The sequence below is a fragment of the Photobacterium ganghwense genome (assembly GCF_003025595.1).
Taxonomy (GTDB): domain Bacteria; phylum Pseudomonadota; class Gammaproteobacteria; order Enterobacterales; family Vibrionaceae; genus Photobacterium; species Photobacterium ganghwense.
Genome location: NZ_PYMI01000001.1, coordinates 633,042 through 655,943 on the forward strand (window position 1 = coordinate 633,042; position 22,902 = coordinate 655,943).

General features: G+C 49.9%; 20 protein-coding genes. 14 read left to right on the forward strand and 6 right to left on the reverse strand.

Annotated elements, in window-relative coordinates; all coding sequences use genetic code 11:
• Window positions 1–49: 49 nt before the first annotated feature.
• Window positions 50–724, reverse strand: coding sequence for a TetR family transcriptional repressor PsrA (psrA, locus tag C9I92_RS02745; RefSeq protein ID WP_047884082.1), 675 nt, complete (start codon window positions 722–724; stop codon window positions 50–52).
• A 1,159-nt stretch (window positions 725–1,883) separates the two neighbouring features.
• Window positions 1,884–2,696, reverse strand: a complete 813-nt coding sequence (locus tag C9I92_RS02750) for an SDR family oxidoreductase (RefSeq protein ID WP_047884081.1) — start codon at window positions 2,694–2,696, stop codon at window positions 1,884–1,886.
• 430 nt (window positions 2,697–3,126) lie between these two features.
• On the opposite strand from C9I92_RS02750, the gene C9I92_RS02755 reads away from it, so the two are divergent.
• A complete protein-coding gene (locus C9I92_RS02755) occupies window positions 3,127–3,981 on the forward strand; it encodes a MurR/RpiR family transcriptional regulator (RefSeq protein WP_047884080.1) in 855 nt (284 codons plus the stop codon).
• 470 nt (window positions 3,982–4,451) lie between these two features.
• Entirely contained in the window at window positions 4,452–5,897 is a 1,446-nt protein-coding gene (gene pyk / locus C9I92_RS02760; protein WP_047884079.1) for a pyruvate kinase, read from the forward strand.
• Window positions 5,898–6,036: 139 nt separating this feature from the next.
• Here pyk and C9I92_RS02765 read toward each other — a convergent pair whose 3' ends face one another.
• Window positions 6,037–6,483 carry an outer membrane lipoprotein gene (locus tag C9I92_RS02765; RefSeq protein ID WP_373689511.1) on the reverse strand — a complete coding sequence of 149 codons (447 nt, stop codon included), beginning with the start codon at window positions 6,481–6,483 and terminating at the stop codon, window positions 6,037–6,039.
• A 145-nt stretch (window positions 6,484–6,628) separates the two neighbouring features.
• Here C9I92_RS02765 and aat point away from each other — a divergent pair, with 145 nt between their 5' ends.
• From aat to speB, 6 genes are all read left to right on the forward strand, one after another.
• On the forward strand, window positions 6,629–7,345 hold the full coding sequence (aat, locus tag C9I92_RS02770; protein ID WP_047884077.1) for a leucyl/phenylalanyl-tRNA--protein transferase: 717 nt from the start codon (window positions 6,629–6,631) through the stop codon (window positions 7,343–7,345).
• Window positions 7,342–8,049: an arginyltransferase gene (locus C9I92_RS02775; RefSeq protein ID WP_047884076.1), complete on the forward strand. Its 708-nt coding sequence runs from the start codon at window positions 7,342–7,344 to the stop codon at window positions 8,047–8,049. Before aat ends, C9I92_RS02775 begins: the two co-directional genes overlap by 4 nt.
• Window positions 8,050–8,231: 182 nt before the next feature.
• Window positions 8,232–8,450 carry a translation initiation factor IF-1 gene (gene infA / locus C9I92_RS02780; protein ID WP_005298441.1) on the forward strand — a complete coding sequence of 73 codons (219 nt, stop codon included), beginning with the start codon at window positions 8,232–8,234 and terminating at the stop codon, window positions 8,448–8,450.
• 296 nt (window positions 8,451–8,746) lie between these two features.
• The gene (locus C9I92_RS25235) at window positions 8,747–8,929 is read left to right on the forward strand and encodes a hypothetical protein (protein WP_146149658.1); all 183 of its coding nucleotides are present in this window, start codon (window positions 8,747–8,749) and stop codon (window positions 8,927–8,929) included.
• Between the two features lie 130 nt (window positions 8,930–9,059).
• Window positions 9,060–10,982, forward strand: a complete 1,923-nt coding sequence (speA, locus tag C9I92_RS02785; protein WP_047884075.1) for a biosynthetic arginine decarboxylase — start codon at window positions 9,060–9,062, stop codon at window positions 10,980–10,982.
• A gap of 173 nt (window positions 10,983–11,155) precedes the next feature.
• The gene (gene speB, locus C9I92_RS02790; protein WP_047884218.1) at window positions 11,156–12,085 is read left to right on the forward strand and encodes an agmatinase; all 930 of its coding nucleotides are present in this window, start codon (window positions 11,156–11,158) and stop codon (window positions 12,083–12,085) included.
• A gap of 114 nt (window positions 12,086–12,199) precedes the next feature.
• Here the strand turns inward: speB and clpA are convergent, their stop codons facing one another.
• Both clpA and clpS read right to left on the reverse strand, forming a co-directional pair.
• Window positions 12,200–14,464 (reverse strand): ATP-dependent Clp protease ATP-binding subunit ClpA, encoded by a 2,265-nt coding sequence (gene clpA / locus C9I92_RS02795; protein WP_047884074.1) that lies wholly within the window; start codon window positions 14,462–14,464, stop codon window positions 12,200–12,202.
• A gap of 48 nt (window positions 14,465–14,512) precedes the next feature.
• The gene (gene clpS / locus C9I92_RS02800) at window positions 14,513–14,833 is read right to left on the reverse strand and encodes an ATP-dependent Clp protease adapter ClpS (RefSeq protein WP_047884073.1); all 321 of its coding nucleotides are present in this window, start codon (window positions 14,831–14,833) and stop codon (window positions 14,513–14,515) included.
• Window positions 14,834–15,318: 485 nt separating this feature from the next.
• Here clpS and cspD point away from each other — a divergent pair, with 485 nt between their 5' ends.
• The gene (gene cspD, locus C9I92_RS02805) at window positions 15,319–15,540 is read left to right on the forward strand and encodes a cold shock domain-containing protein CspD (protein WP_047884072.1); all 222 of its coding nucleotides are present in this window, start codon (window positions 15,319–15,321) and stop codon (window positions 15,538–15,540) included.
• 409 nt (window positions 15,541–15,949) lie between these two features.
• Here cspD and icd read toward each other — a convergent pair whose 3' ends face one another.
• Window positions 15,950–17,200 carry an NADP-dependent isocitrate dehydrogenase gene (gene icd, locus C9I92_RS02810; RefSeq protein ID WP_047884071.1) on the reverse strand — a complete coding sequence of 417 codons (1,251 nt, stop codon included), beginning with the start codon at window positions 17,198–17,200 and terminating at the stop codon, window positions 15,950–15,952.
• A 141-nt stretch (window positions 17,201–17,341) separates the two neighbouring features.
• Between icd and rluE the strand changes: the two genes are divergently transcribed.
• The 5 genes from rluE to C9I92_RS02835 all read left to right on the forward strand — a co-directional run bounded on the left by rluE (window position 17,342) and on the right by C9I92_RS02835 (window position 22,848).
• Window positions 17,342–17,974, forward strand: a complete 633-nt coding sequence (rluE, locus tag C9I92_RS02815; RefSeq protein ID WP_047884070.1) for a 23S rRNA pseudouridine(2457) synthase RluE — start codon at window positions 17,342–17,344, stop codon at window positions 17,972–17,974.
• Window positions 17,975–18,326: 352 nt separating this feature from the next.
• Window positions 18,327–19,436 (forward strand): tRNA 2-thiouridine(34) synthase MnmA, encoded by a 1,110-nt coding sequence (gene mnmA, locus C9I92_RS02820; protein ID WP_047884069.1) that lies wholly within the window; start codon window positions 18,327–18,329, stop codon window positions 19,434–19,436.
• Window positions 19,437–19,450: 14 nt separating this feature from the next.
• Window positions 19,451–20,068 carry a high frequency lysogenization protein HflD gene (gene hflD / locus C9I92_RS02825; protein ID WP_047884068.1) on the forward strand — a complete coding sequence of 206 codons (618 nt, stop codon included), beginning with the start codon at window positions 19,451–19,453 and terminating at the stop codon, window positions 20,066–20,068.
• Between the two features lie 160 nt (window positions 20,069–20,228).
• Window positions 20,229–21,596, forward strand: a complete 1,368-nt coding sequence (gene purB, locus C9I92_RS02830; RefSeq protein ID WP_047884067.1) for an adenylosuccinate lyase — start codon at window positions 20,229–20,231, stop codon at window positions 21,594–21,596.
• A 118-nt stretch (window positions 21,597–21,714) separates the two neighbouring features.
• Entirely contained in the window at window positions 21,715–22,848 is a 1,134-nt protein-coding gene (locus C9I92_RS02835; protein WP_047884066.1) for a ribosomal protein uL16 3-hydroxylase, read from the forward strand.
• Window positions 22,849–22,902 lie beyond the last annotated feature (54 nt).

Genomic DNA, 22,902 nt, shown 5'->3' on the forward strand with positions numbered 1-22,902 from the left:
GATCCTTTTGTCTCATGTCGTTATTAGTGTTTTTGCATTACTACTACATCTATTGTGTTCCTGTCGGCTCTTCACGCAGTAGTGAGAGCGGTTGTTCTATTGGGGCTGCAACCCCTGCTGCCAGATACGGCACCAGACGTTCAACTAAATCCTGGGTACTGATTTGTCGTGAAAAGTCATTTTCCGCGATTTCGCACAACGCGGTAGACGATGCCATTGTGAACACCGTCGCCCCCAGCGTGAAGTGCAGTCGCCAGAACAAGGTTTCCGGATCCAGCGATGGGTTTGCCCGGCAAACCGCCGTGGTAAACAGTTTCAGTACCTTGTCGTATCGCGTCACAATGAACCAGCGTAAGTGGCCCTGTACATCGGTATAGCCTCGCCCCAGCAAGGACATAAAGATGGTGGCGCCATTGATGCGAAAATCGTTTAATGACAGCAGCGGTGATTTCACACAGCAGAAGACATCGAACATTGAAAAGTCATCACGTGTAAGAAGCACTTCCAGTTCCGCCTGCAAAGCCGGCATAAAAGCTTCCAGGTATCGACTTAATACAGCCCTGACCAGCGTCTTCTTGTCACCATAGTGGTAATTCACTGATGCCAGATTCACTCCGGCTTTGCTGGTAATGGTGCGCAGTGAGGTATCTTTGAAACCGTGCTCGGCAAACAACAATTCAGCAGCGTCCAGAATGCGTGCCTTGGTTTCTCCCTTTCCAGCCATACTCAGTCACCCGTATTAAACACATGTTTAAACTTTACATCTCGTAAACATTTTTAACAAGCGTTAAATGAGTCTCCCACCTCTGTGATACGTTTTTCGCCAACTTCAGTGTGAAAGGTGTGAAGGTGATCATTCTTCACTTCACTGTCTCACGAGACAGATCCCATCTCAGCCAGTGACCTGTTGTCACCTGCGAATGACGTAAGAATGCGGAATTCAAGAAAAAATGAGAAAATTTGAAAAAAGTTGGAACAAAGCGCAGAAAAGCGGGTCATAACTAGTGCCACTGCTTTTTCTTAGAAGACATTCTTCGAAGCCCGTCTCCCCCATGGAGATGGGTTTTTTTATGGCTGCGATTCAGGCCCGAAGAAGCAGATGCCAGAAGGAAAGAATGATAGTTCGGGCTGCCAGCAAAAAGCTTCCTTAAGCCACTTTCATAAAATCAACAAGTTAAAAAATATTTCGAATTTTTTCATTTCGACGCGGAACAAACGGGTTTTCCCCGAGTCATATATAGTGACATTAAGATTAAAGGTTTTCTTTGTTAGCTGGCCGCCAAACATGCCTTCTTCATCTTTAATCTGACAATGCCACTGCTGCTAAACTCCTAATTGTGTATAAAGCTTTGCCCACTGAATTTCAGTGGGCTTTTTTTTGCCGGTTTGACTCGTTCTGGTTATTCCGTCTTCAACTGAAATATCAGCTTCCTTAAACCTTCTCTTGCCTTCGCCCAAAAGCATGAGACACACGCTAAAAGACAGACTTCAGCCGCATTTGCTACCTGTCGCGCTTTGATACCTGTCGCGCATCTCGCGGGTTCCATCATTGGCTTTTTCTTCATCGCTGAAAAATTTTTTAAAATTTTTGGAACCTTTCGAATTAGCGCCAGTCTTAACTAGTGACATTCATAATTAAAGAGGCGATTCAGCCATTGTGTTGGGCTTCTTTAATTCGATGCCACTGCTGCTAACTCCTAATTGTGTAAAGTGTTCATCCCGCTAGCTTGTTTTAGCGGGATTTTTTTTGCCTGTGCATACCGAATCACTCCAGCTTCACTTCACCCTTTGCCATGATAGTTTTTGCTACTGCAACTTTTGCAACAGTAATTTTTGCGCCAAGCGGGCCAAGCGGGCCAAGCGGGCCAAGCAAGGTTCTGGCATCAAAGCTCGGGCGTCATCGCCATAAGGTCCGCATGCTGTATCGTTAAACCCAGCTTGGCGCAGGTTGCCGAAGCATCAATCCACTTCGCCTGACGATCTTCCCAAGGTTGAAAATGGGGTACCGGCAAGCCAGCCCGCTCAGCCATCTGGCAGTAATACGCTTCCCGGGTTGGGTGCTGCGGTGCTGCGAGGTGTAATACTTCGCCACCCGGCCACGTTTTAATAATCAAACAAATCGCTTCGATAACATCATCCAGGTGAATCAGGTTAACCGGATCCCCCCCGTTCACGATAGCCTCGCGCCCAGCCAGAAACTTGATTGGATGCCGATTGGGTCCAATCAAACCGGCTGGTCGTAACACAACGGCCCGACTTCCCCATTCAGTAAACAGTTTTTCTTCCAATTGCACATGCGCATGTCCTGATGCCGTATCGGGCTGCACAGGCGTCGATTCAGTCACCTGCCCTGAAACATTTCCATAGACCCCGGTCGTACTGATAAACAACACACGCTGACAACCTGACTGTTGCGCCTGCTGCAATAACGCAGAGATATTATTTACAAACGCCGGTACCGCTCCTTCCTGGCGCCCCGGCGGTACGTTAATAACCAATACGTCGGTATTAAGAAAATCCGATAAGGAAGCAGGCTCCCCCGGCAACGATAACCTGACCGGTGTAATTCCTTTACGACTCAGTTCAGCGCAGCCATCTTCTGTCCGGCGGCTTCCCCACACATTCATCCCGTCCCGTTTTAATCGCTCGGCTAAGGGAGTCCCCAACCAACCACAACCACATACACTGATTTTCATTTTATTGATCTTCTCCCTACTTCCCTACTGATGTTAGGTGCCGATTTTCCATCACGGATGGTTCGTCGGCATCCCCACCTACAGCGGCAACAAACTCGGTTTAGTCATAACTTTTTCTATTGGCAAACACTATACAACCAGCCTCATACCTATGCTCAGCTGATTTTTTTCATCCTGTAAATTAATTCCTGACACATGAAAATAAACAACAAAAAACCACCGAAAGCGTGTTCAAAACGGTAATTTCCCCTAAAAAACTTTTCAGTTCTGAAAGGGAAACTTCGATCCCTGTCAAACTATAATAAAAAGAAGCAGCAATATTCATGGATTTGCTAGGAGTGGATCCATGAAAAGTAGTATAGTTTCAACAAAATGGCTTAATCTGATTCAGTAAGCCAGTAACGAAATTCAGTAACGAGCGGTAACCGCCATGAATACCCTAGAAAAAATCCAGAAAAACCTTGATAACTTCAGCAAGTCTGAGCGTAAAGTCGCTGAGGTTATCCTTGCCTCGCCACAAACCGCTATCCACTCGAGCATTGCCACTCTGGCCAAAATGGCGGATGTCAGTGAGCCGACCGTAAACCGTTTCTGCCGTCGGCTGGACACGAAAGGCTTTCCTGATTTTAAACTGCACTTGGCACAGAGCCTGGCCAACGGCACGCCATATGTTAACCGCAATGTCGAAGAAGACGATGGCCCGGATGCCTATACCTCAAAGATTTTTGAATCTACGATGGCATGCCTGGATGTGGCAAAAAATAGTCTGGATCCGATGCAAATCAATCGTGCGGTTGATCTGCTGACACAAGCGAAGAAAATTTCTTTCTTCGGACTGGGGGCATCGGCGTCTGTCGCACATGATGCGCAGAATAAGTTCTTCCGCTTCAATATTCCGATTGTGTGCTTTGATGACATCGTCATGCAGCGCATGAGCGTGATCAACTGTACCGACGGTGATGTCGTCGTAATGATTTCTCACACCGGCCGCACGAAGAGCCTGGTAGAAGTCGCGCGTATGGCCCGTGAGAACGGCGCTACAGTGATCGGCATTACTGCAAAAGACTCTCCGTTGGATCGCGAATGTTCGCTTTCTATCTGCCTGGATGTGCCGGAAGACACTGACATTTATATGCCAATGGCAAGCCGTGTCGTACAGATGACAGTCATTGATGTACTGGCGACCGGGTTTACCCTACGCCGTGGTGCCGGGTTCCGAGAAAACCTCAAGCGCGTGAAAGAGTCTCTGAAAGATTCTCGCTTTACCAAAGAAGGCATGATGTAAGCCATCTCGCACAAAAAGCACGGCACTGACCGTGCTTTTTTCTGCCCGGATTTCGACCGCGACACCACTGCAATAATCGCTACAAAACACTCTGTAACAAACGCCGTAAAATGCGCTGCCGCAAAACGTATCAGCTACGTACACGCTCTCCGCATGCGGCTGTCATCAGTATGACAATGGCTTCGACTAAACTGATTACAAGTGAAAAGCCATAAGCTGAGCAACCTGCTTCCCAGCCTGTTTGTGACAGCGAATAATTATGACTCAACTTTCACAAAGCGTGGAATTACTCGCAAAAATGTGAAATTTCATTCAATTACATGACAATATTCTGTTCTTTTCTTTCATTTTGTTGATGGAGAGCAGCTTATCTCCAGCCCAAGTGTAGTAAAGTTTCAATCACCTCAATGAGGCAGACAATCCGAACGGATATGCTTCATTGGCTTGCAACGATACAGATGGAGTTTCAAATGTCTGAAAGGCTAAGACGTACTAAAATCGTAACGACCCTGGGTCCTGCTACCGACCGCGATAATAACCTGGAAAAAATTATTGCCGCCGGCGCAAATGTCGTCCGCATGAACTTCTCTCATGGCAGTCCGGAAGATCATATCCAACGCACCAAAACCGTACGTGAAATTGCCGCCAAACTTGGAAAGCACGTCGCTATTCTGGGTGACCTGCAAGGCCCGAAAATCCGCGTATCCACATTCAAAGACGGTAAAATCCAACTGGCCATCGGCGACCTGTTCACACTCGACAGTGACTTGCCAAAAGGCGAAGGTAACCAGCAGGCTGTTGGCCTGGACTATAAAGAGCTGCCGAAAGATGTTGAGCCAGGCGATATCCTGCTGCTTGACGACGGCCGCGTACAGTTGAAAGTTCTCTCTGTTGAAGGCAACAAGGTACACACGGAAGTCACCGTTGGTGGCCCACTGTCCAACAACAAAGGGATCAACAAAAAAGGCGGTGGCCTTTCTGCCGCCGCGCTGACTGATAAAGACAAAGCCGATATCCTGACCGCAGCCAAAATGGGTGTGGACTACCTGGCAGTATCTTTCCCGCGTAACGGCGAAGACATGAAATATGCCCGCCGTCTGGCCATGGATGCGGGTCTGGAAGCCAAGCTGGTCGCCAAAGTAGAGCGAGCTGAAGCGGTTGCAACCGATGAAGCAATGGATGACATCATTATGGCATCTGATGCCGTCATGGTTGCCCGTGGTGACCTCGGGGTCGAAATTGGTGACCCTGAGCTGGTTGGCGTTCAGAAGAAACTGATTCGTCGCGCCCGTAGCCTGAACCGCACCGTGATCACTGCAACCCAAATGATGGAATCCATGATCACCAGCCCGATGCCAACCCGTGCCGAAGTCATGGACGTGGCGAATGCCGTGCTTGATGGAACCGATGCCGTGATGCTTTCTGCCGAAACCGCAGCCGGTGACTTCCCGGTTGAAACGGTAACCGCAATGGCTAACGTGTGTCTGGGTGCGGAAAAAGAGCCAAGCATCAACATCTCTAACCACCGAATGACTCGTACTTTCGACTGCGCAGAAGAAACCATTGCGATGTCGACCATGTACGCGGCAAACCACATGCAAGGCGTCAAAGCCATGATTGCGATGACAGAGTCAGGCCGTACGCCGCTGATGATGTCACGTATTTCTTCCGGTCTGCCGATTTTCGCGATGTCACGTAATGAAAGCACTCTGAATCGTGCGGCTCTGTACCGTGGCGTAACACCGGTTTACTTCGATCGCGACAGCGATGCCGGTCTGGAAGCCGCCAAGCATGCGGTTGCGGTTCTGAAAGAGAACGGTTTCCTGAGCTGCGGCGATCTGGTCATCATCACCCAGGGTGATGTGATGGATACCATTGGTTCAACCAACAACATGCGTATCCTGACCGTCGACTAACAGTCGTCAACCAGACACAATCAGGGCGGCCCAAAAGCCGCCCTTTTTTATTGCTGGCACTAAATAATTGATAGTGCGATGCAGGTATAAATTGATGTATGGGAGCGATAATCAATACTCGCGATTACCCAAGCCCCTCTCAGGGATAGGTTTTATCCACCCGAACCCCATTGTCGAAATACAGGATTCGTACTCCATCCCCACGCTGAAACAACATGTCGGTATCCACATCCTGAATCACATCCACCAATTTACCCTCTTCTGTTTTAATCAGCAGTTCGACCAGTCGGTACTCCACAACATGGCGCTCAGGCTGGCGGTAATGCGCGATGCCCGCCCCGGTAACAGCCCCTATCGCAGTAGCGACTTCACGACCGGTTCCACCGCCAAACTGGTTGCCGATCAGGCCGCCAATTACGCCCCCCAGCAAGGTTTCCCAGCCATTGCGGTGGGACTCCAGGACTTCCTGCTGAGTTATGTACCGCACATTATCTACGTCTCCGAACACCACTTTATTCACGGCCCGCGCTTCATTACGCTGATATGGGCCCGCTTGGGCGAACAGGGGTAGAATTAGTAATAACATGAACCACTTTCTCAATTTATAATCCCCTGATAAAAAGGCGATAACCGCCAAAGATTGAAGTGCATATGATTTTAACCCGTCCAGCTGCCGGTCGTATATCTGATACCAGTCAACGCCCGCCAGGTGAGCTATTTTTAGTGTAATTATGGCAATTTATCTCCCGGAGCTTGATCCGGTCAATACTGATTTTCCGTCACCTGAGACTGCGCTGGCCGATCCTAACGGCTTGCTGGCCTTTGGCGGTGACCTGCGTCCTGAACGTTTACTGGCGGCATACCGACAAGGGATCTTCCCGTGGTTTTCCGAAGGTGAACCTCTGCTCTGGTGGAGCCCGTCGCCACGAGCCGTGTTTCTGCCACAGTATTTTCGCCCGAGCAAAAGCCTGCGGAAATTTTTCCGAAAGTCCGGTTATCAGGTCACCCTGAATCAGGCCTGCCACGATGTGATTCGCCTGTGTGCTGAATCACGCGGGGCTGATGAAACCTGGATCACGCCGGAGATGATCTGTGCCTACCAGGCAATGCATGACCTCGGATACTGCCACTCGGTCGAGGTCTGGCGTGAAAACGGCGAACTCGTCGGCGGATTCTACGGAATTGGCATAGGTGGCATCTTTTGCGGAGAATCGATGTTTTCTCTGGCTGACAACGCATCCAAAATCGCGCTCTGGTTTTTCTGCCAGCACTTTGACCTGCATGGCGGACAGCTTATTGACTGTCAGATGATGAACAACCACCTTGCATCATTAGGCGCCGTCGAGATGGAGCGTCCTCTGTTCATGCAGTTTCTCAGTCAACAAAGGGATGCCATACTGAAGTATGGTTGTTACGAGCCACAAACCTTAGCAGTACCCGAATCATGACCAGTTATCAATCGATGTCATTACGTATCGGGGTAACACCGGAGTCCCCCTGTAACTACCTACCGGAAGAGACAGAACAGCTGGGCGTGGTGATGGACCATCACTGGCTAACACCGGAAGGCTACGCTCTGTTACTGGCGTCGGGTTATCGCCGCAGCGGCACGGCTGTGTATAAGCCCATGTGTCAGCACTGTACGGCCTGTACCCCATTGCGAGTGGACTGCCAGCGGTTTACCCCGTCTCGCAGCCAGAAGCGTCAGCAGAATCAAATGAGAAAGCTGCGCTGGGAATTTAAACCCAACCTCGATCCGGGTTGGTTCGAACTGTATGCGCGCTACATTAACCAGCGCCATGCTGACGGCAGCATGTTTCCGCCGAACAAGAAACAGTTTTTTGAGTTCTGTACTGCCCCTTGGATGAATACCCTGTTTCTGCATGGGTATGACGGTGATAGGCTGATTGCAGTAGCAATTACGGATGTGCTGGACGATGCACTGAGTGCGGTATACAGCTTTTTTGATCCGGCATCGCCACTGTCACTGGGCACGCTCTGCGTCCTTTATCAGATTCACTACTGCCAGCTGACGGAGCGTTCCTGGCTGTATCCCGGCTATCAGATTGATGCCTGTAAAGCGATGAATTACAAAATACGGTTTCAGCCTTACGAACTGCTGAAAAACAACCGCTGGCAGTCAGGCGAGTAAAAAAGCGGCTGTTTTATTCACCAGTACCGGCATTGACCTGCGATTAATTCGTTTAAATGCATCTCAGTAGCTGACAAAGGTTTACTGCGCAGGTAAAATTGCGGCCTAAACTTTACACTTAACCAGTTTCAAGGCAACATCCGGCCCGATCAGAAGAATGGCTGGTAGCCTAAGAGGATTCAATGGCAAAAGAAGACGTAATTGAAATGCAAGGCACTGTACTGGATACACTGCCTAACACTATGTTCCGCGTAGAGCTGGAAAACGGTCACGTTGTGACTGCACACATCTCTGGCAAAATGCGTAAAAACTACATCCGTATTCTTACTGGTGATAAGGTAACTGTGGAACTGACTCCATACGACCTGACCAAAGGCCGCATCGTCTTCCGCGCCCGTTAATCTTGCCAATCCAAGATAACAGAATACAAATAAAACCCGGCCTTAGGCCGGGTTTTATTTTTTCAGTCCCACCAAATCGCAGACACGGCGCGCTCAGCCCTTCAAGCACGGCTTCTTATCAGTTCGATAAAACAATTTGCTCAAGTTCTGAAAATCATTTTATTTGCCTCAGGGGCAGAACGGTTGTCTAATCGCGCTGCACCCAACCGCGTACGACCGAGGTGTAAACGGGGACCCTCCCTTTTTATCTGTCATACCGTGAAATCTGTCAGCAGCACGGCCGTTTAGGAATGACAATGAAACCTCTCGCAATCAATGATTATCAGGCCGAGTTACACCTGATTACACTTTGCGATATCGCAGCTCATATTCGCCCTCAGAACAAATCGCTGGAGTCGACGCTTACGTCAAGCCGTCGCAAAAGAAAAATGGCCCTGAGACGACCAGCTAAAACTCCGATGACGACACCAAGCGTCTAACCACGATTTCTCCGGCGTCTTACACGCTGGGTCTATTTATTTCCGGTGCTTGCCTTTTCTGAATATTGGCGGGCGGCTTTGTTACGCCCGTTCGCTGCGGCATGCCCCGTATAAACACTGAGGATTTACTATGAGTGATTGGTCAATCGACAATGCTCGCGACATTTACAACACGCCTTACTGGGGTCAGGGCTACTTTGATATTAATGCTGAAGGTGACGTTACCGTCAGCCCAGATGTCTCCAACCCTAATAACAGGATTGCCCTTTCCGCACTGGCTGACGATCTGATCGCTCAGGGCGCCTCGCTGCCGGTTCTGGTTCGTTTTCCGGAAATCCTGCACCACCGGGTAGACAGCCTGTGTGCGACATTCAATAACGCCATCGCAGACTATGGCTACGATGGCCAGTACCTTGCTGTTTACCCAATTAAAGTGAACCAGCAAGAAGCCGTAGTCAGTGAAATTCTGGCCAGCCAGTATGCCAAACAACAGCGTCAGCTGGGTTTGGAAGCCGGCAGCAAGCCAGAACTGATGGCTGTACTGGCGATGGCGCATCAGGCCAGTTCGGTGATTGTGTGCAACGGCTACAAAGACCGCGAATACATCCGTCTGGCGCTGATTGGCGAAAAGCTGGGGCACGAAGTGTATATCGTGCTGGAAAAACTGTCTGAGCTGGAGACCGTGATTCAACAAGCGGCAGAGCTGGGTGTTCGCCCTCGCCTGGGCCTGCGCGCACGTCTGACGGCTCAGAGCAAAGGCAAATGGGAAGCCAGTGGTGGCGAAAAATCCAAATTCGGTCTGTCTGCCTCTCAGGTACTGACCGTGATGAATAAGCTGCGCGAAAGCAACATGCTGGATTGCCTGCAACTGCTGCATTTTCACTTAGGGTCTCAGATTGCCAATATCCGCGACGTTCGTAACGGCGTCAGTGAAGCCGGTCGTGTATATGCCGAGCTGTACCGTCTGGGTGCTGGCATCACCACGGTGGATGTCGGCGGTGGCCTGGCCGTCGATTACGAAGGCACACGTAGCCAGAACAGTTGTTCCATGAACTACAGCCTGCGTGAATATGCGAACAACGTGGTCTACACCATTGGCGATATCTGTAAAGAATATGGCATTGCCATGCCGCGCATTATTTCGGAGTCAGGCCGAAACCTGACAGCGCATCATGCGGTACTGATCAGTGACGTTATTGGTGTTGAAAGTTATAAACCGGAAGCGGCCATTGCCCCGCCGGAATCTGCCCCTCAGCTGCTGCTGAACATGTGGCGATCCTGGCTGGAACTGAGCACCCTGACGGATCACCGTTCACTGATTGAGATTTATCATGACAATCAGAACGATTTGGCGGAAGCGCATACTCAGTTTTCAATGGGCATGCTCACCTTCGAAGAACGTGCATGGGCTGAACAAATCAGCCTGCGCCTGAGCTTTGAGCTGCAAAAGCGCCTGTCGCCGAAAAACCGTGCCCATCGTCCGTTGCTGGACGAACTGCAGGAGCGCTTTGCCGATAAGTTCTTTGTGAACTTTTCGCTGTTCCAGTCTCTGCCAGATGCCTGGGGTATCGAGCAAATTTTTCCGGTGCTGCCACTCAGCCACCTGGACAAAGAGCCTGAGCAGCGTGCTGTGATTATGGACATCACCTGTGATTCTGACGGCGCGATTGACCAGTATGTCGAAGGACAGGGTATCGAAAGTACTCTGGCGGTCCCAAGCTGGAGCGATGAAACGCCATACCGGATGGGTTTCTTCCTGGTTGGCGCTTACCAAGAAATTCTGGGCGATATGCACAACCTGTTCGGCGATACCGATACCGCCGTAGTGCGCTGCCAGCCTGAGGGCGGGTATCATATCGAGCACATTGACCGCGGCGACAGCGTGGGTGATGTACTGCGATACGTTCACCTCGATGCGGCAACTTTCCTGCGTCAGTACGAGGAAATGGTCGCGAAGTATCTGCCACCGTCAGAGCACAGTGGTATTCTGGCTGAGCTGGCAGAAGGCCTGCAGGGCTACACTTACCTTGAAGATATTCGAGGCTGCCGATAAATCACGGTTCGCCGCCCGCCAGAAGTCTGATGACAATGGCGGGCGGCGAATCCATCAATTTTGAACGCCTTTCCTCACGCGACGCTGACGAATTGATAGTGACATATCAATACCGACGCACAGTGGAGGACAACAACTTGAAAAAAGACACTGATTCTCAGGAGAGCACTGCATTGTCAAATAACGCGCTAGCGACCCTTGCTAACTACCCGGATTATTCACTGTACGCCAATGCCTTCGGCTTTTTGCGTCAACCGCTGAATTTCACCCCACATACGTCTGACGCTGATGTAGTCATCACCGGTGTTCCGTTTGATATGGCGACAACCGGTCGCTCTGGCAGCCGCATGGGGCCAGGTGCAATTCGTCAGGTTTCCACCAATCTGGCATGGGAAGGCAAACGCTGGCCGTGGACTTTTTCTCTGACCGACAAAATCCGCATTGCCGATTGTGGCGATTTGGTGTTCGACAGCGGTGACGCCGCACAAATGTGTGAGCGCCTGGAAAAACATGCCACCAGCCTGATAGAACACGGTAAAACCCTGCTGACGTTTGGTGGCGATCATTTCGTGACGCTGCCGCTGCTACGGGCACACGCCAAAAAGTACGGCAAAATGGCACTGATCCACTTTGATGCTCATACCGACACTTATCATTTGGGCAGCCAGTATGATCACGGCACCATGTTCTACCATGCGCCGAAAGAGGGCCTCATTGACCCGCATCACTCCATCCAGATTGGTATCCGTACCGAGTACAGCAACAAGCTGGGCTTCAATGTTCTGGATGCGGCAAGTGCAAATGATCAGTCCGTTGAACAGATTGTCGAGAACATCAAACAGACCGTGGGTGACTTACCGGTTTACCTGACTTTTGACATTGACTGCCTGGATCCGGCATTTGCACCGGGCACCGGCACTCCGGTATGTGGCGGTCTGACTTCAGACAAAGCGCTGAAAATCATCCGTGGCCTGCAAGGGATCAACCTGATTGGGATGGATGTCGTGGAAGTGGCACCAGCCTACGACCATGCGGAAATCACAGCGTTAGCAGCCGCAACACTTGCTGTTGACCTGCTGCACCTGTGGGCATCCGAGCGTTAATCAATACCAAGTGATCACGCTCAAACAGCATGATAGCGATAAAAAATAACCGCCTAAAGGCGGTTATTTTATTTCTACAGTTAACTGAACAAGACGTGCCCTTGGTTCAGTCTATCAGTGCGCCGGTTCGACCTGACTGCTGAACAGGAATTCCAGCTGGTCATTGACCAGATCAACCCGTACAGAGCCACCGTTAATCAACTCACCAAACAACAGCTCATTGGCCATTGGTTTTTTCAGGTTGTCCTGAATCACACGCGCCATCGGACGCGCACCCATCGCCTTGTCATAACCTTTGTTTGCCAGCCATTCACGGGCTGCCGACGAAACTTCCATCGACACACCACGAGCATCCAGCTGCGCCTGAAGTTCAACAATGAACTTGTCGACCACCTGAGAGATAACCTCTTTTTCAAGATGGTTAAACCAGATAATGCTATCCAGACGGTTACGGAATTCCGGCGTAAAGACACGCTTGATTTCCGACATCGCGTCGTGGCTGTGATCCTGTTGGATCAAACCGATCGACTTACGCACAGTTTCAGTCACACCGGCGTTGGTGGTCATTACCAGAATCACATTGCGGAAATCCGCCTTACGGCCGTTGTTATCCGTCAGCGTACCGTTGTCCATCACCTGCAACAGCAGGTTAAATACGTCAGGGTGTGCTTTTTCAATCTCATCCAGCAGTACAACTGAGTGAGGATGTTTAATCACGGCATCGGTCAGCAAACCACCCTGGTCATAACCCACGTAACCCGGAGGCGCACCAATCAGACGGCTGACAGTGTGACGTTCCATGTACTCTGACATATCGAAACGCAGCAACTCAATACCCAGAGTACGTGCCAGCTGCACGGTTACTTCGGTTTTACCTACCCCGGTCGGGCCGGCAAACAGGAACGACCCCACAGGCTTGTTCTCGGCACCCAAACCAGCGCGGCTCAGCTTGATGGCTTCTGTCAGCGCATCAATCGCCGGATCCTGACCAAACACCAGCATCTTCAGTTTCTTATCCAGCTTTTGCAGTACATCGCGGTCGCTGGAAGAGACTGATTTCTCAGGGATGCGAGCCATTTTGGCAATCATGGCTTCAATGTCACTGACATTAACGGTTTTCTTGCGCTTGCTCGCCGGAGCAAGACGACAACGCGCACCCGCTTCATCAATTACGTCAATTGCCTTGTCAGGCAGATGGCGTTCGTTGATGTATTTGGCCGACAGTTCAACAGCAGCACGGATGGCTTTGTTAGTAAATCGCACTTCATGGTGCGCTTCGTACTTCGGCTTCAGCCCCATCAGGATCTTCGTGGTGTCATCCAGCGATGGCTCAACAATATCAATCTTCTGGAAGCGGCGTGACAATGCGCGCTCTTTCTCAAAGATATTGCTGTATTCCTGGTAGGTGGTTGAACCCATACAACGAATCTTACCGCTGCTCAGCAGAGGTTTGATCAGGTTCGCCGCATCAACCTGTCCGCCAGACGCTGCCCCGGCACCGATAATGGTGTGGATTTCGTCGATGAACAGAATGGCATGATCTTCTTTTTCCAGTTGCTTCAGGATAGCTTTGAATCGCTTCTCAAAGTCACCGCGGTACTTAGTCCCGGCCAGCAGTGAGCCGATATCCAGAGAGTAAATCACACAGTCTTTGATAACCTCTGGCACCTGGCCTTCTACGATGCGCCAGGCCAGCCCTTCCGCAATGGCGGTTTTACCGACACCAGCTTCGCCTACCAGCAGAGGGTTGTTTTTACGGCGACGGCACAAGACCTGAACGGTACGTTCCAGTTCATTGTCACGACCAATCAGCGGGTCGACCCCACCGGCACGAGCCAGTTGGTTCAGGTTAGTGGCAAAGTTTTCCAGCTTATCTTCTGAGCTTTGTTCGCTGCGAGGGTCATCCCCGCCCACATCCGAACCATGAAGATCGTCGTTTCCACTGTCTTTCACAGTGCCATGAGAAATGAAGTTCACGACGTCAAGACGGCTGATGTCGCTTTTCTTCAGGAGGTATGCAGCGTGAGATTCCTGCTCGCTGAAAATCGCGACCAGAACATTCGCGCCAGTGACTTCACTGCGTCCGGAAGACTGAACGTGGAACACAGCACGTTGCAACACACGTTGGAAACTGAGTGTAGGCTGGGTTTCCCTGCTCTCGTCGTCCACCGGAATCAGTGGCGTAGTTTGCTCAATGAAGGAGTCCAGTTCTTTGCGCAGCGTATCCAGATCAGCACGGCAAGCCAGCAGTGCTTCCTGAGCAGATGCATTCTCCAACAACGCCAACAGCAGGTGCTCTACTGTCATAAATTCATGGCGCTTTTCCCTGGCGCGTGCAAATGCAGCGTTCAAGCTCGCTTCAAGTTCTTTATTTAGCATAAGGCACCTCCCCTAAATACCACTCAATTATGGCGTGCCGAAAAAAGCCTAAGCTTTTTCCATCGTACACAGTAGCGGATGTTCATGCTCCCTTGCATACATCATTACCTGAGCAACCTTGGTCTCGGCGACTTCGGCTGTGAAGGTGCCGCATACGGCCTTCCCTTCATAATGCACAGTTAGCATCAACTGTGTGGATTTCTCCAAATCCATGGAGAAGAACTTCTGTAACACTTCTATCACAAAATCCATCGGTGTGTAATCATCATTATTTAAAATTACTTTGTACATCGATGGGGGCTTAACCCGGGTTTCCTCGTCTTCCAGAATATCGGATTCCGGAACGATCCACTCGTATAACTTACTCATAACCTTAACTTACCAGTACGATAGGAATAGTCCACCAATAAACAACAACTTAAGCTAGGACTAAGTGTATGTGGCGATTTCGACCGCAGTTTTCCTATCACTATATTCAGACTAATGCACTCATTGTATTCCAGCAACTAAGAGATGACTACGATAATGCCGAAAAACCGCCAATAAGACGGTGACCTGACGCGGGAAAACCGCCTTAAAGGAGGGATATTTTACGACAGAAAATAGCGTACAGACTAATGACTGAGTTTTACTTCCTTTTCAGAGCTTTCAACTGCATTCATCGTCTTTTTTTTCACCAACTGGTATTTTATGAGATTGTTACAATATGCACTTGACTGTCTATATTTTTTTACTAGAGTGTAACTTGTAGTAGATACTCACTGCATCAAATTAGCATTAGTATGCAATGCATGATAAAAAGGATCGGCAAACTAATGCAAAATGGAACTTGAATGCACAGAAGGATGTATAGCATGGCAACAGGTACAGTTAAATGGTTCAACAACGCGAAAGGGTTTGGTTTCATCTGTCCGGAAACCGGTGAGGGTGACATCTTTGCGCACTATTCAACTATCCAAATGGACGGCTACCGGACACTCAAAGCGGGCCAGCAGGTCAACTACACTGTAGAGACGGGTCCAAAAGGTTTCCATGCAAAGGAAATAGTTCCGGTCCAACTCGACGCCGCGAAGTGACCTCGCAATTACAGTTCTCTATTCGGTACATGAAAGACAGGCCAAAGCCTGTCTTTTTTATTGTTCGGGTTTTCAGTGCTGGCGCCATCCGGACCCGGAGTTTTTTGCTATCTCATTCATCAGCACTGAAACTGACAAATGAATAATTATTAAATAACGGTGATCCTAATCCAATTATTTAAATTTAACATTATTTAAACAAAAAGCCCTATTTATACAGCTTTGCTGTTTATCTTTCCATTCATATGTCGCGCATTTTTCACACAGCCATTTACGCCAACTATTCACTCAAAGACTTATCACTCAAAAAAGAATCGCCGGCAAAATGCATAGACTGCGTTTCAGCAACGCCAATAAAAAAGCCCGGCATCAATGCCGAGCTTATTATGCTTATTACAAGATGTTCAGCTTACATTTGCTCAATCATGTCGTTGGCAAATTCAGAACACTTACGCAAAGTAGCACCTTCCATCAGACGCTCGAAGTCATAAGTCACAGTCTTGTTACGGATGGCAGCTTCCATTGACTCGATGATCAGGTCAGCAGCTTCTGTCCAACCCAGGTGACGCAGCATCATTTCAGCAGACAGGATCAGTGAACCTGGGTTTACTTTATCCTGACCCGCATACTTAGGTGCAGTACCGTGAGTCGCTTCGAACAGTGCAACGCCATCACCAATGTTTGCACCCGGTGCAATACCGATACCACCTACCTGCGCAGCCAGTGCATCAGAGATGTAGTCACCGTTCAGGTTCATGGTTGCAATCACATCGTACTCAGCCGGACGCAGCAGGATTTGCTGCAGGAATGCGTCAGCGATGCTGTCTTTGATGATGATTTCTTTGCCGGTCTTTGGATTTTTCAGAGTCATCCATGGACCACCGTCCAGCAGCTCTGCACCGAACTCTGCCGCCACTTCGTAACCCCAATCTTTGAAGGCACCTTCGGTGAACTTCATGATGTTACCTTTGTGAACGATAGTCAGTGAGTCACGATCGTTGTCGATAGTGTACTGAAGTGCTGCACGAATAAGGCGCTTAGTGCCTTCTTCAGAAATTGGTTTGATACCGATACCACACTGCTGAGGGAAACGGATCTTTGTTGCGCCCATTTCTTCTTTCAGGAATTTGATAACTTTATCAGCTTCTTCTGTACCCGCTTTGAATTCAACACCAGCGTAGATATCTTCTGAGTTTTCACGGTAGATAACCATGTCAGTCAGTTCTGGTTGTTTCAGAGGGCTTGGAACACCGTCGAAGTAACGTACAGGACGGGCACAGATGTACAGGTCCAGCTCCTGGCGCAGTGCAACGTTCAGAGAACGGATACCACCGCCAACTGGCGTAGTCAGAGGACCTTTAATAGCAACTTTGTATTCACGAATAAAATCTAGCGTCTCTTGCGGAAGCCAGGCATCTTCACCGTATACATGCGTTGATTTTTCACCAGTGTAGATTTCCATCCAGGAAATTTTACGATCACCGGCGTAAGCTTTAGCAACTGCGGCATCAACCACTTTAATCATGGCTGGGGTGACATCAACACCGATACCATCACCTTCAATGAATGGGATGATAGGGGTGTTAGGGACGACCAGTCTACCTTCAGAATCCAGGGTAATCTTCTGACCTTCAGCTGGTACAACTACTTTACTATCCATTTAAATCTCCTAGCGTCCATTTGTTATCTTTTTGTAAGATGCGCGCAAATAATACTTGAAAAAATATCGAAACGCCACTCAGCAATTTTTCGCGGTATAATAGGCAGGTCGATTATTTTACCCTTTTACAGCTCGCTAGTTATGAAGCCAAACACCTCAATGCGTCAACCTAAACGTTCCAATTTTGCGCGTCGACCATCAAGAAATGTTAATCGCCCTCGCCGTCCGCAAGGGCCACAGAAAATCATATTATTTAACAAACCTTATAACGTTTTAACTCAATTTACCGGTGAACCCGGCGATCAAACGCTGGCAGATTTTATCCCGGTGCGTGACGTTTACCCGGCAGGTCGGCTGGATAAAGACAGTGAAGGTTTGCTGGTTCTGACCAATGACGGCATTTTGCAGGCACGTCTGACCCAACCGTCCTCGAAGCAGCCAAAAACCTACTGGGTACAGGTAGAAGGAGAGCCGAGCGAAGATGCCCTGAACGAACTTCGCCACGGCGTCACATTGAAAGACGGTCCTACCCTGCCTGCGCAAATCGAGCGCATGACTGAACCGGGAATCTGGCCACGTAACCCGCCTATCCGGGAGCGGAAGAACATTCCGACAACTTGGTTAGCCATCACCCTAAAGGAAGGCCGTAATCGCCAGGTTCGTCGAATGACGGCTCATATCGGCCATCCGACCCTGCGCCTGATTCGCTATCGCATGGCTGACTGGACCGTCGATGATCTGGCTCCAGGCGAGTGGCGCGAAGTGTCACTTTAACAAAGTGTCTCGCTAATCTGCTGGCCGGGCTTTCATACGCCCGGTCATTTGCTTGAATTAGACAAAGAGCCAGCGTGACAAAAAAGGCCAATCACACGAGGATTTTGTGATTGGCTTTGCTGCCACACAACATTTCTTAGTTTTTTCCGCTATAAGGACGAAAAAAACTACACATTTCAAATTCACTCAACTATCATTGCCGCAACAAAAGCAAACGTTTGCGTCAGTGGGTTCTGAACCACTGATTTGAGTCCGTTAAATAATTAAAGTGTGATTCTGCTCTCGCTCTGTTTCGGTAAAAAGCTTTCTGTTAGAATCACGCTCTTAACTTTCTTAACGACTGAAGAGAATTATGTCAGATAACAGCCAGAAAAAAGTCATTGTCGGTATGTCCGGCGGCGTTGATTCCTCGGTGTCCGCTTACCTGCTGCTTCAACAGGGCTACCAGGTTGAAGGCCTGTTCATGAAGAACTGGGAAGAAGACGACAACGATGAATATTGCTCAGCAGCGGAAGATCTCGCTGATGCGCAAGCTGTATGTGACAAACTGGGTATCCCCCTGCACACCATCAACTTTGCCGCTGAATACTGGGACAATGTGTTTGAGTACTTCCTGGCAGAATACAAAGCAGGCCGGACACCGAACCCAGACATTCTTTGCAACAAAGAAATCAAATTCAAAGCATTTCTCGAGTTTGCCGACGAAGTGCTGGATGCCGACTACATCGCCATGGGTCACTACACCCGCCGCTCTTTCCCGGCTGAAGGTGAAAAAGTGCAGATGCTGCGCGGCGTCGACAATAACAAAGACCAAAGCTACTTCCTGTACACACTGAGCCACGAGCAAATCGCACGCAGCCTGTTCCCGGTTGGTGAACTGGAGAAAACAGAAGTACGCCGCATTGCAGAAGAGCAAGGTCTGGTTACCGCGAAGAAAAAAGATTCCACAGGTATCTGCTTCATCGGTGAGCGTAAATTCACTGAATTTCTGAGCAAGTACCTGCCAGCCCAGCCGGGTAAGATTGAAACGGCAGAAGGCAACGAAATCGGTGAGCACCAAGGGCTGATGTACCACACCCTGGGGCAGCGTAAAGGTCTGCACATCGGTGGCCAGAAAGGCGGCAACGGTAACGAAGATCCTTGGTACGTTGTCGACAAAGATGTAGAACGCAATGTACTGATCGTAGGCCAGGGTAAAGACCACCCTCGTCTGCAGTCTTTAGGCCTGATTGCCTCGCAGCTGCACTGGGTTGACCGTCAACCAATCCGTGAACCGCGCACTTGTACAGTGAAGACCCGTTACCGCCAGCAGGACATTCCTTGTACCGTTATCCCAGTGGATGATGAAACCATCAAGGTGATTTTTGATGAGCCGCAAATCGCGGTAACACCAGGCCAGTCTGCCGTTTTTTATGACGGTGAAATCTGCCTGGGTGGCGGGATTATCGAGAAGCGTATCTAAGGGAGTTGATACACGTGGCACACACTTTATATGACCGTACTATTGCATTCGCAGCTATTTGCCAGGCAGTAAAGCTTGTTCAGAAAGTCGCCCGTGACGGCCACTGTGATGATGACGCGCTGGAAGCGTGCCTGAACAGCATCATGGTGACTGACCCGTCCAATACCCTGGAAATCTACGGCCAGGAATCCAAACTTCGCCTGGGTCTGGAAGCACTGGTATCTGAAATTGACAATACACCGTCAGGCAATGAACTGACCCGCTATCTGGTCAGTATTATGGCTCTGGAACGCAAACTGGCCAGCCGCCGCGACAGTATGGCTCAGCTGGGTGATCGCATTGATACTGCGAAGCGTCAGATCGAACATTTCGAGCTGATGGAAGATCAGATGATCAGCAACCTGGCCAGTATTTACCTGGACATCATTAGCCCGCTGGGCCCGCGAATTCAGGTGACCGGTACCCCGGCACACCTGCAGCAGCAAAGTGTTCAGCATAAAGTCCGTGCCCTGCTTCTTGCCGCAATTCGTGCCGCAGTGCTGTGGCGTCAGGTTGGTGGTAAACGCCGCCACCTAATCTTTGGTCGGAAGCAGATGGTTGAGCAGGCGAAAATTCTGCTGGCTCGCAGCTAATCAACGACTCAAAAAGCAATACCGATTGCGATACAACAAAAAGCGTTAGGTCGCCCGTCGATTGGCGGCCTGAGATAAAAAAGTCCTGCTGAGTGCCATTCAGCTTGGCAGGACCCTCAGTTATACCTTGTTTAAACCTCAAAAATCAGGAGAGAGCAACATGGAACTGTCAGCATTGACTGCTGTTTCCCCGGTAGATGGCCGTTACGGAAGTAAAACGAGTGCCCTTCGCAGCATTTTCAGTGAATTTGGTCTGCTAAAGTACCGCACCATCGTTGAGATCCGCTGGCTGCAAAAACTGGCCGCTACTGATGCTATCGTGGAAGTTCCTGCGTTTAGTGATGAAGCCAATGCCTTCCTTGACCGCATTGCTGCTGAGTTCAGCGAAGAAGACGCAATGCGCATCAAAACCATTGAGCGCACGACCAACCACGATGTAAAAGCTGTTGAATACTTCCTGAAAGAAAAAGTTGCTGAAGTTCCTGAACTGCATGCAGTGAACGAGTTCATTCACTTTGCCTGTACGTCTGAAGATATCAACAACCTGTCACATGCCCTGATGCTGAGTGAAGCGCGCGCGCACGTGATGCTGCCGGAAGTGCGTAACGTCATCGATGCGATTAAAGGCCTGGCGGCTGAATACCGTGACGTACCGCTTCTGACTCGTACTCACGGTCAGCCGGCTTCTCCGTCGACCATGGGTAAAGAGATGGCTAACGTGGCGTACCGCATGGAGCGCCAGTTCAAGCAAATCGAAAACGTTGAAATCCTTGGTAAAATCAACGGTGCTGTTGGTAACTACAACGCACACCTGTCTGCGTACCCTGAAATTGACTGGCACCAGTACAGCGAAGAGTTCGTGACGTCTCTGGGTCTGACCTGGAACCCGTACACAACGCAGATCGAACCGCACGACTACATCGCAGAGCTGTTTGACGCCTTCGCGCGCTTCAACACCATCCTGCTGGACTTCGACCGTGACGTATGGGGCTACATTGCTCTGGGTCACTTCAAGCAGAAGACAATCGCTGGTGAAATCGGCTCTTCAACCATGCCGCACAAAGTTAACCCAATCGACTTTGAAAACTCTGAAGGCAACCTGGGTCTGGCCAATGCGATCTTTTCTCACCTGGCACAGAAACTACCGGTTTCTCGCTGGCAGCGTGACCTGACGGACTCTACTGTTCTGCGTAACCTGGGTGTTGGCTGTGGCTACGCGATCATCGCGTACACATCTACCCTGAAAGGTATCAGCAAGCTGGAAGTGAACCGCAGTGCACTGGAAGCTGAGCTGGACAAGAACTGGGAAGTACTGGCTGAGCCTATTCAGACAGTCATGCGTCGCTACGGCATTGAAAAACCTTACGAGAAGCTGAAAGAGCTGACCCGTGGTAAGCGTGTTGACGGCGAAGGCATGCGTAACTTCATCGATGGTCTGGAACTGCCAGAGCACGAGAAGGCACGCCTGAAAGAAATGACGCCAGCCAACTACATCGGTGCAGCAATCGAGCTGACTGACAAGCTGTAATCACGTCATACAAAAATTTATATTCAAGGCCAGCACGATGCTGGCCTTTTTCTTTCTACAATAAAACTACCGACATTCGGGTATACTACCCGCTTACACAGTCAGCTATATATCAGATATGTATCAACTCACCTTCTCAATGGATGAATTTCTGGCCGAATACTGGCAGAAAAAACCCACGATTATCAAAGGCGGCTTCAAGCATTTTATCGACCCGATCAGCCCGGATGAGCTGGCCGGTCTGGCGATGGAAGAAGAAGTCGACTCCCGTTACATTGCCCGTCAGGGAAAAGAGTGGGACGTGAAGCACGGGCCGCTCAGCTTTGACCATGTCCCGGAAGACAACTGGTCGTTTACCGTCCAGGCAGTTAACCACTGGCACGAAGGTGCAGCTCGCCTCGTCACACCTTTTCGGGCTCTGCCAGGTTGGCTGTTTGACGATTTGATGGTCAGCTATTCCACCCCGGGCGGCGGTGTCGGCCCTCATATCGATCAGTACGATGTGTTTATCGTACAAGGTTCCGGCAAACGTCACTGGCGGGTCGGACCGAAGAAAGATGACTATGAGGAAGAATTTGGTCATCCGGCCCTGCGCCATGTCAAAGGGTTTGATCCTATCATCGATGAAATTCTGGAAGCTGGCGATATTCTTTATATTCCGCCAGGTTTTCCGCATGACGGCTATGCCATTGAGACCGCGATGAGCTTCTCTATTGGTTTCCGTTCGCCGAAGAAACAGGAACTGCTGAGCAGTTTTGCCGATTATGTGATTGCGAATGATATTGGCGATGTGCATTACCACAACCCGAAACTGCATGCCCGCAAGGCCAGTGGTGCCATTCCGGCCAATGAATTTGCCGATCTGGAAGGGATGCTGCGCAGTCTGATGGATCACCCACAGCTAATGCGTCGCTGGCTGGGTGAACACCTGAGCAACAATCGCCATGATCTGGATGTGATTGCCGCAGAGCCACCATGGCAACAGGCGGAAATTTACCAGTTCCTGGAAAGCGGCGAAGCACTCAAGCGTCTTGGCGGCCTGCGAGCTTTCTATTACCCGGAGCAACCACATGTGGTCTTCATTAATGGTGAGACTTATGAATTACCTGAAGAGTGCGGTGTTGCGGCAACCTATTTGTGTGATGAAGAAAACATCACCCAAAACCTGCTCGGTAAACTGTTGGACCATCCGGCCTTTATTGCCCTGCTGACCCAGCTGGTCAATCAGGGATACTGGTACCCGGTTGAGTAAATAAAGACAGCTTAGCCTGCCGGATACAGGCATAAAAAAAGCGCGGCTTTGACG

Bases quoted from the DNA above. Each gene is read 5' to 3' on its own strand.
- cspD (WP_047884072.1), top strand. From the start codon at position 15,319: ATGGCAACAGGTACAGTTAAATGGTTCAACAACGCGAAAGGGTTTGGT.
- aat (WP_047884077.1), top strand. From the start codon at position 6,629: ATGGCAATTTATCTCCCGGAGCTTGATCCGGTCAATACTGATTTTCCG.
- infA (WP_005298441.1), top strand. From the start codon at position 8,232: ATGGCAAAAGAAGACGTAATTGAAATGCAAGGCACTGTACTGGATACA.
- rluE (WP_047884070.1), top strand. From the start codon at position 17,342: ATGAAGCCAAACACCTCAATGCGTCAACCTAAACGTTCCAATTTTGCG.
- C9I92_RS02750 (WP_047884081.1), bottom strand. From the start codon at position 2,696: ATGAAAATCAGTGTATGTGGTTGTGGTTGGTTGGGGACTCCCTTAGCC.
- C9I92_RS02755 (WP_047884080.1), top strand. From the start codon at position 3,127: ATGAATACCCTAGAAAAAATCCAGAAAAACCTTGATAACTTCAGCAAG.
- purB (WP_047884067.1), top strand. From the start codon at position 20,229: ATGGAACTGTCAGCATTGACTGCTGTTTCCCCGGTAGATGGCCGTTAC.
- clpS (WP_047884073.1), bottom strand. From the start codon at position 14,833: ATGAGTAAGTTATACGAGTGGATCGTTCCGGAATCCGATATTCTGGAA.
- C9I92_RS02775 (WP_047884076.1), top strand. From the start codon at position 7,342: ATGACCAGTTATCAATCGATGTCATTACGTATCGGGGTAACACCGGAG.
- icd (WP_047884071.1), bottom strand. From the start codon at position 17,200: ATGGATAGTAAAGTAGTTGTACCAGCTGAAGGTCAGAAGATTACCCTG.
- psrA (WP_047884082.1), bottom strand. From the start codon at position 724: ATGGCTGGAAAGGGAGAAACCAAGGCACGCATTCTGGACGCTGCTGAA.
- C9I92_RS25235 (WP_146149658.1), top strand. From the start codon at position 8,747: ATGAAACCTCTCGCAATCAATGATTATCAGGCCGAGTTACACCTGATT.
- speA (WP_047884075.1), top strand. From the start codon at position 9,060: ATGAGTGATTGGTCAATCGACAATGCTCGCGACATTTACAACACGCCT.
- C9I92_RS02765 (WP_373689511.1), bottom strand. From the start codon at position 6,483: ATGTTATTACTAATTCTACCCCTGTTCGCCCAAGCGGGCCCATATCAG.
- C9I92_RS02835 (WP_047884066.1), top strand. From the start codon at position 21,715: ATGTATCAACTCACCTTCTCAATGGATGAATTTCTGGCCGAATACTGG.
- pyk (WP_047884079.1), top strand. From the start codon at position 4,452: ATGTCTGAAAGGCTAAGACGTACTAAAATCGTAACGACCCTGGGTCCT.
- clpA (WP_047884074.1), bottom strand. From the start codon at position 14,464: ATGCTAAATAAAGAACTTGAAGCGAGCTTGAACGCTGCATTTGCACGC.
- mnmA (WP_047884069.1), top strand. From the start codon at position 18,327: ATGTCAGATAACAGCCAGAAAAAAGTCATTGTCGGTATGTCCGGCGGC.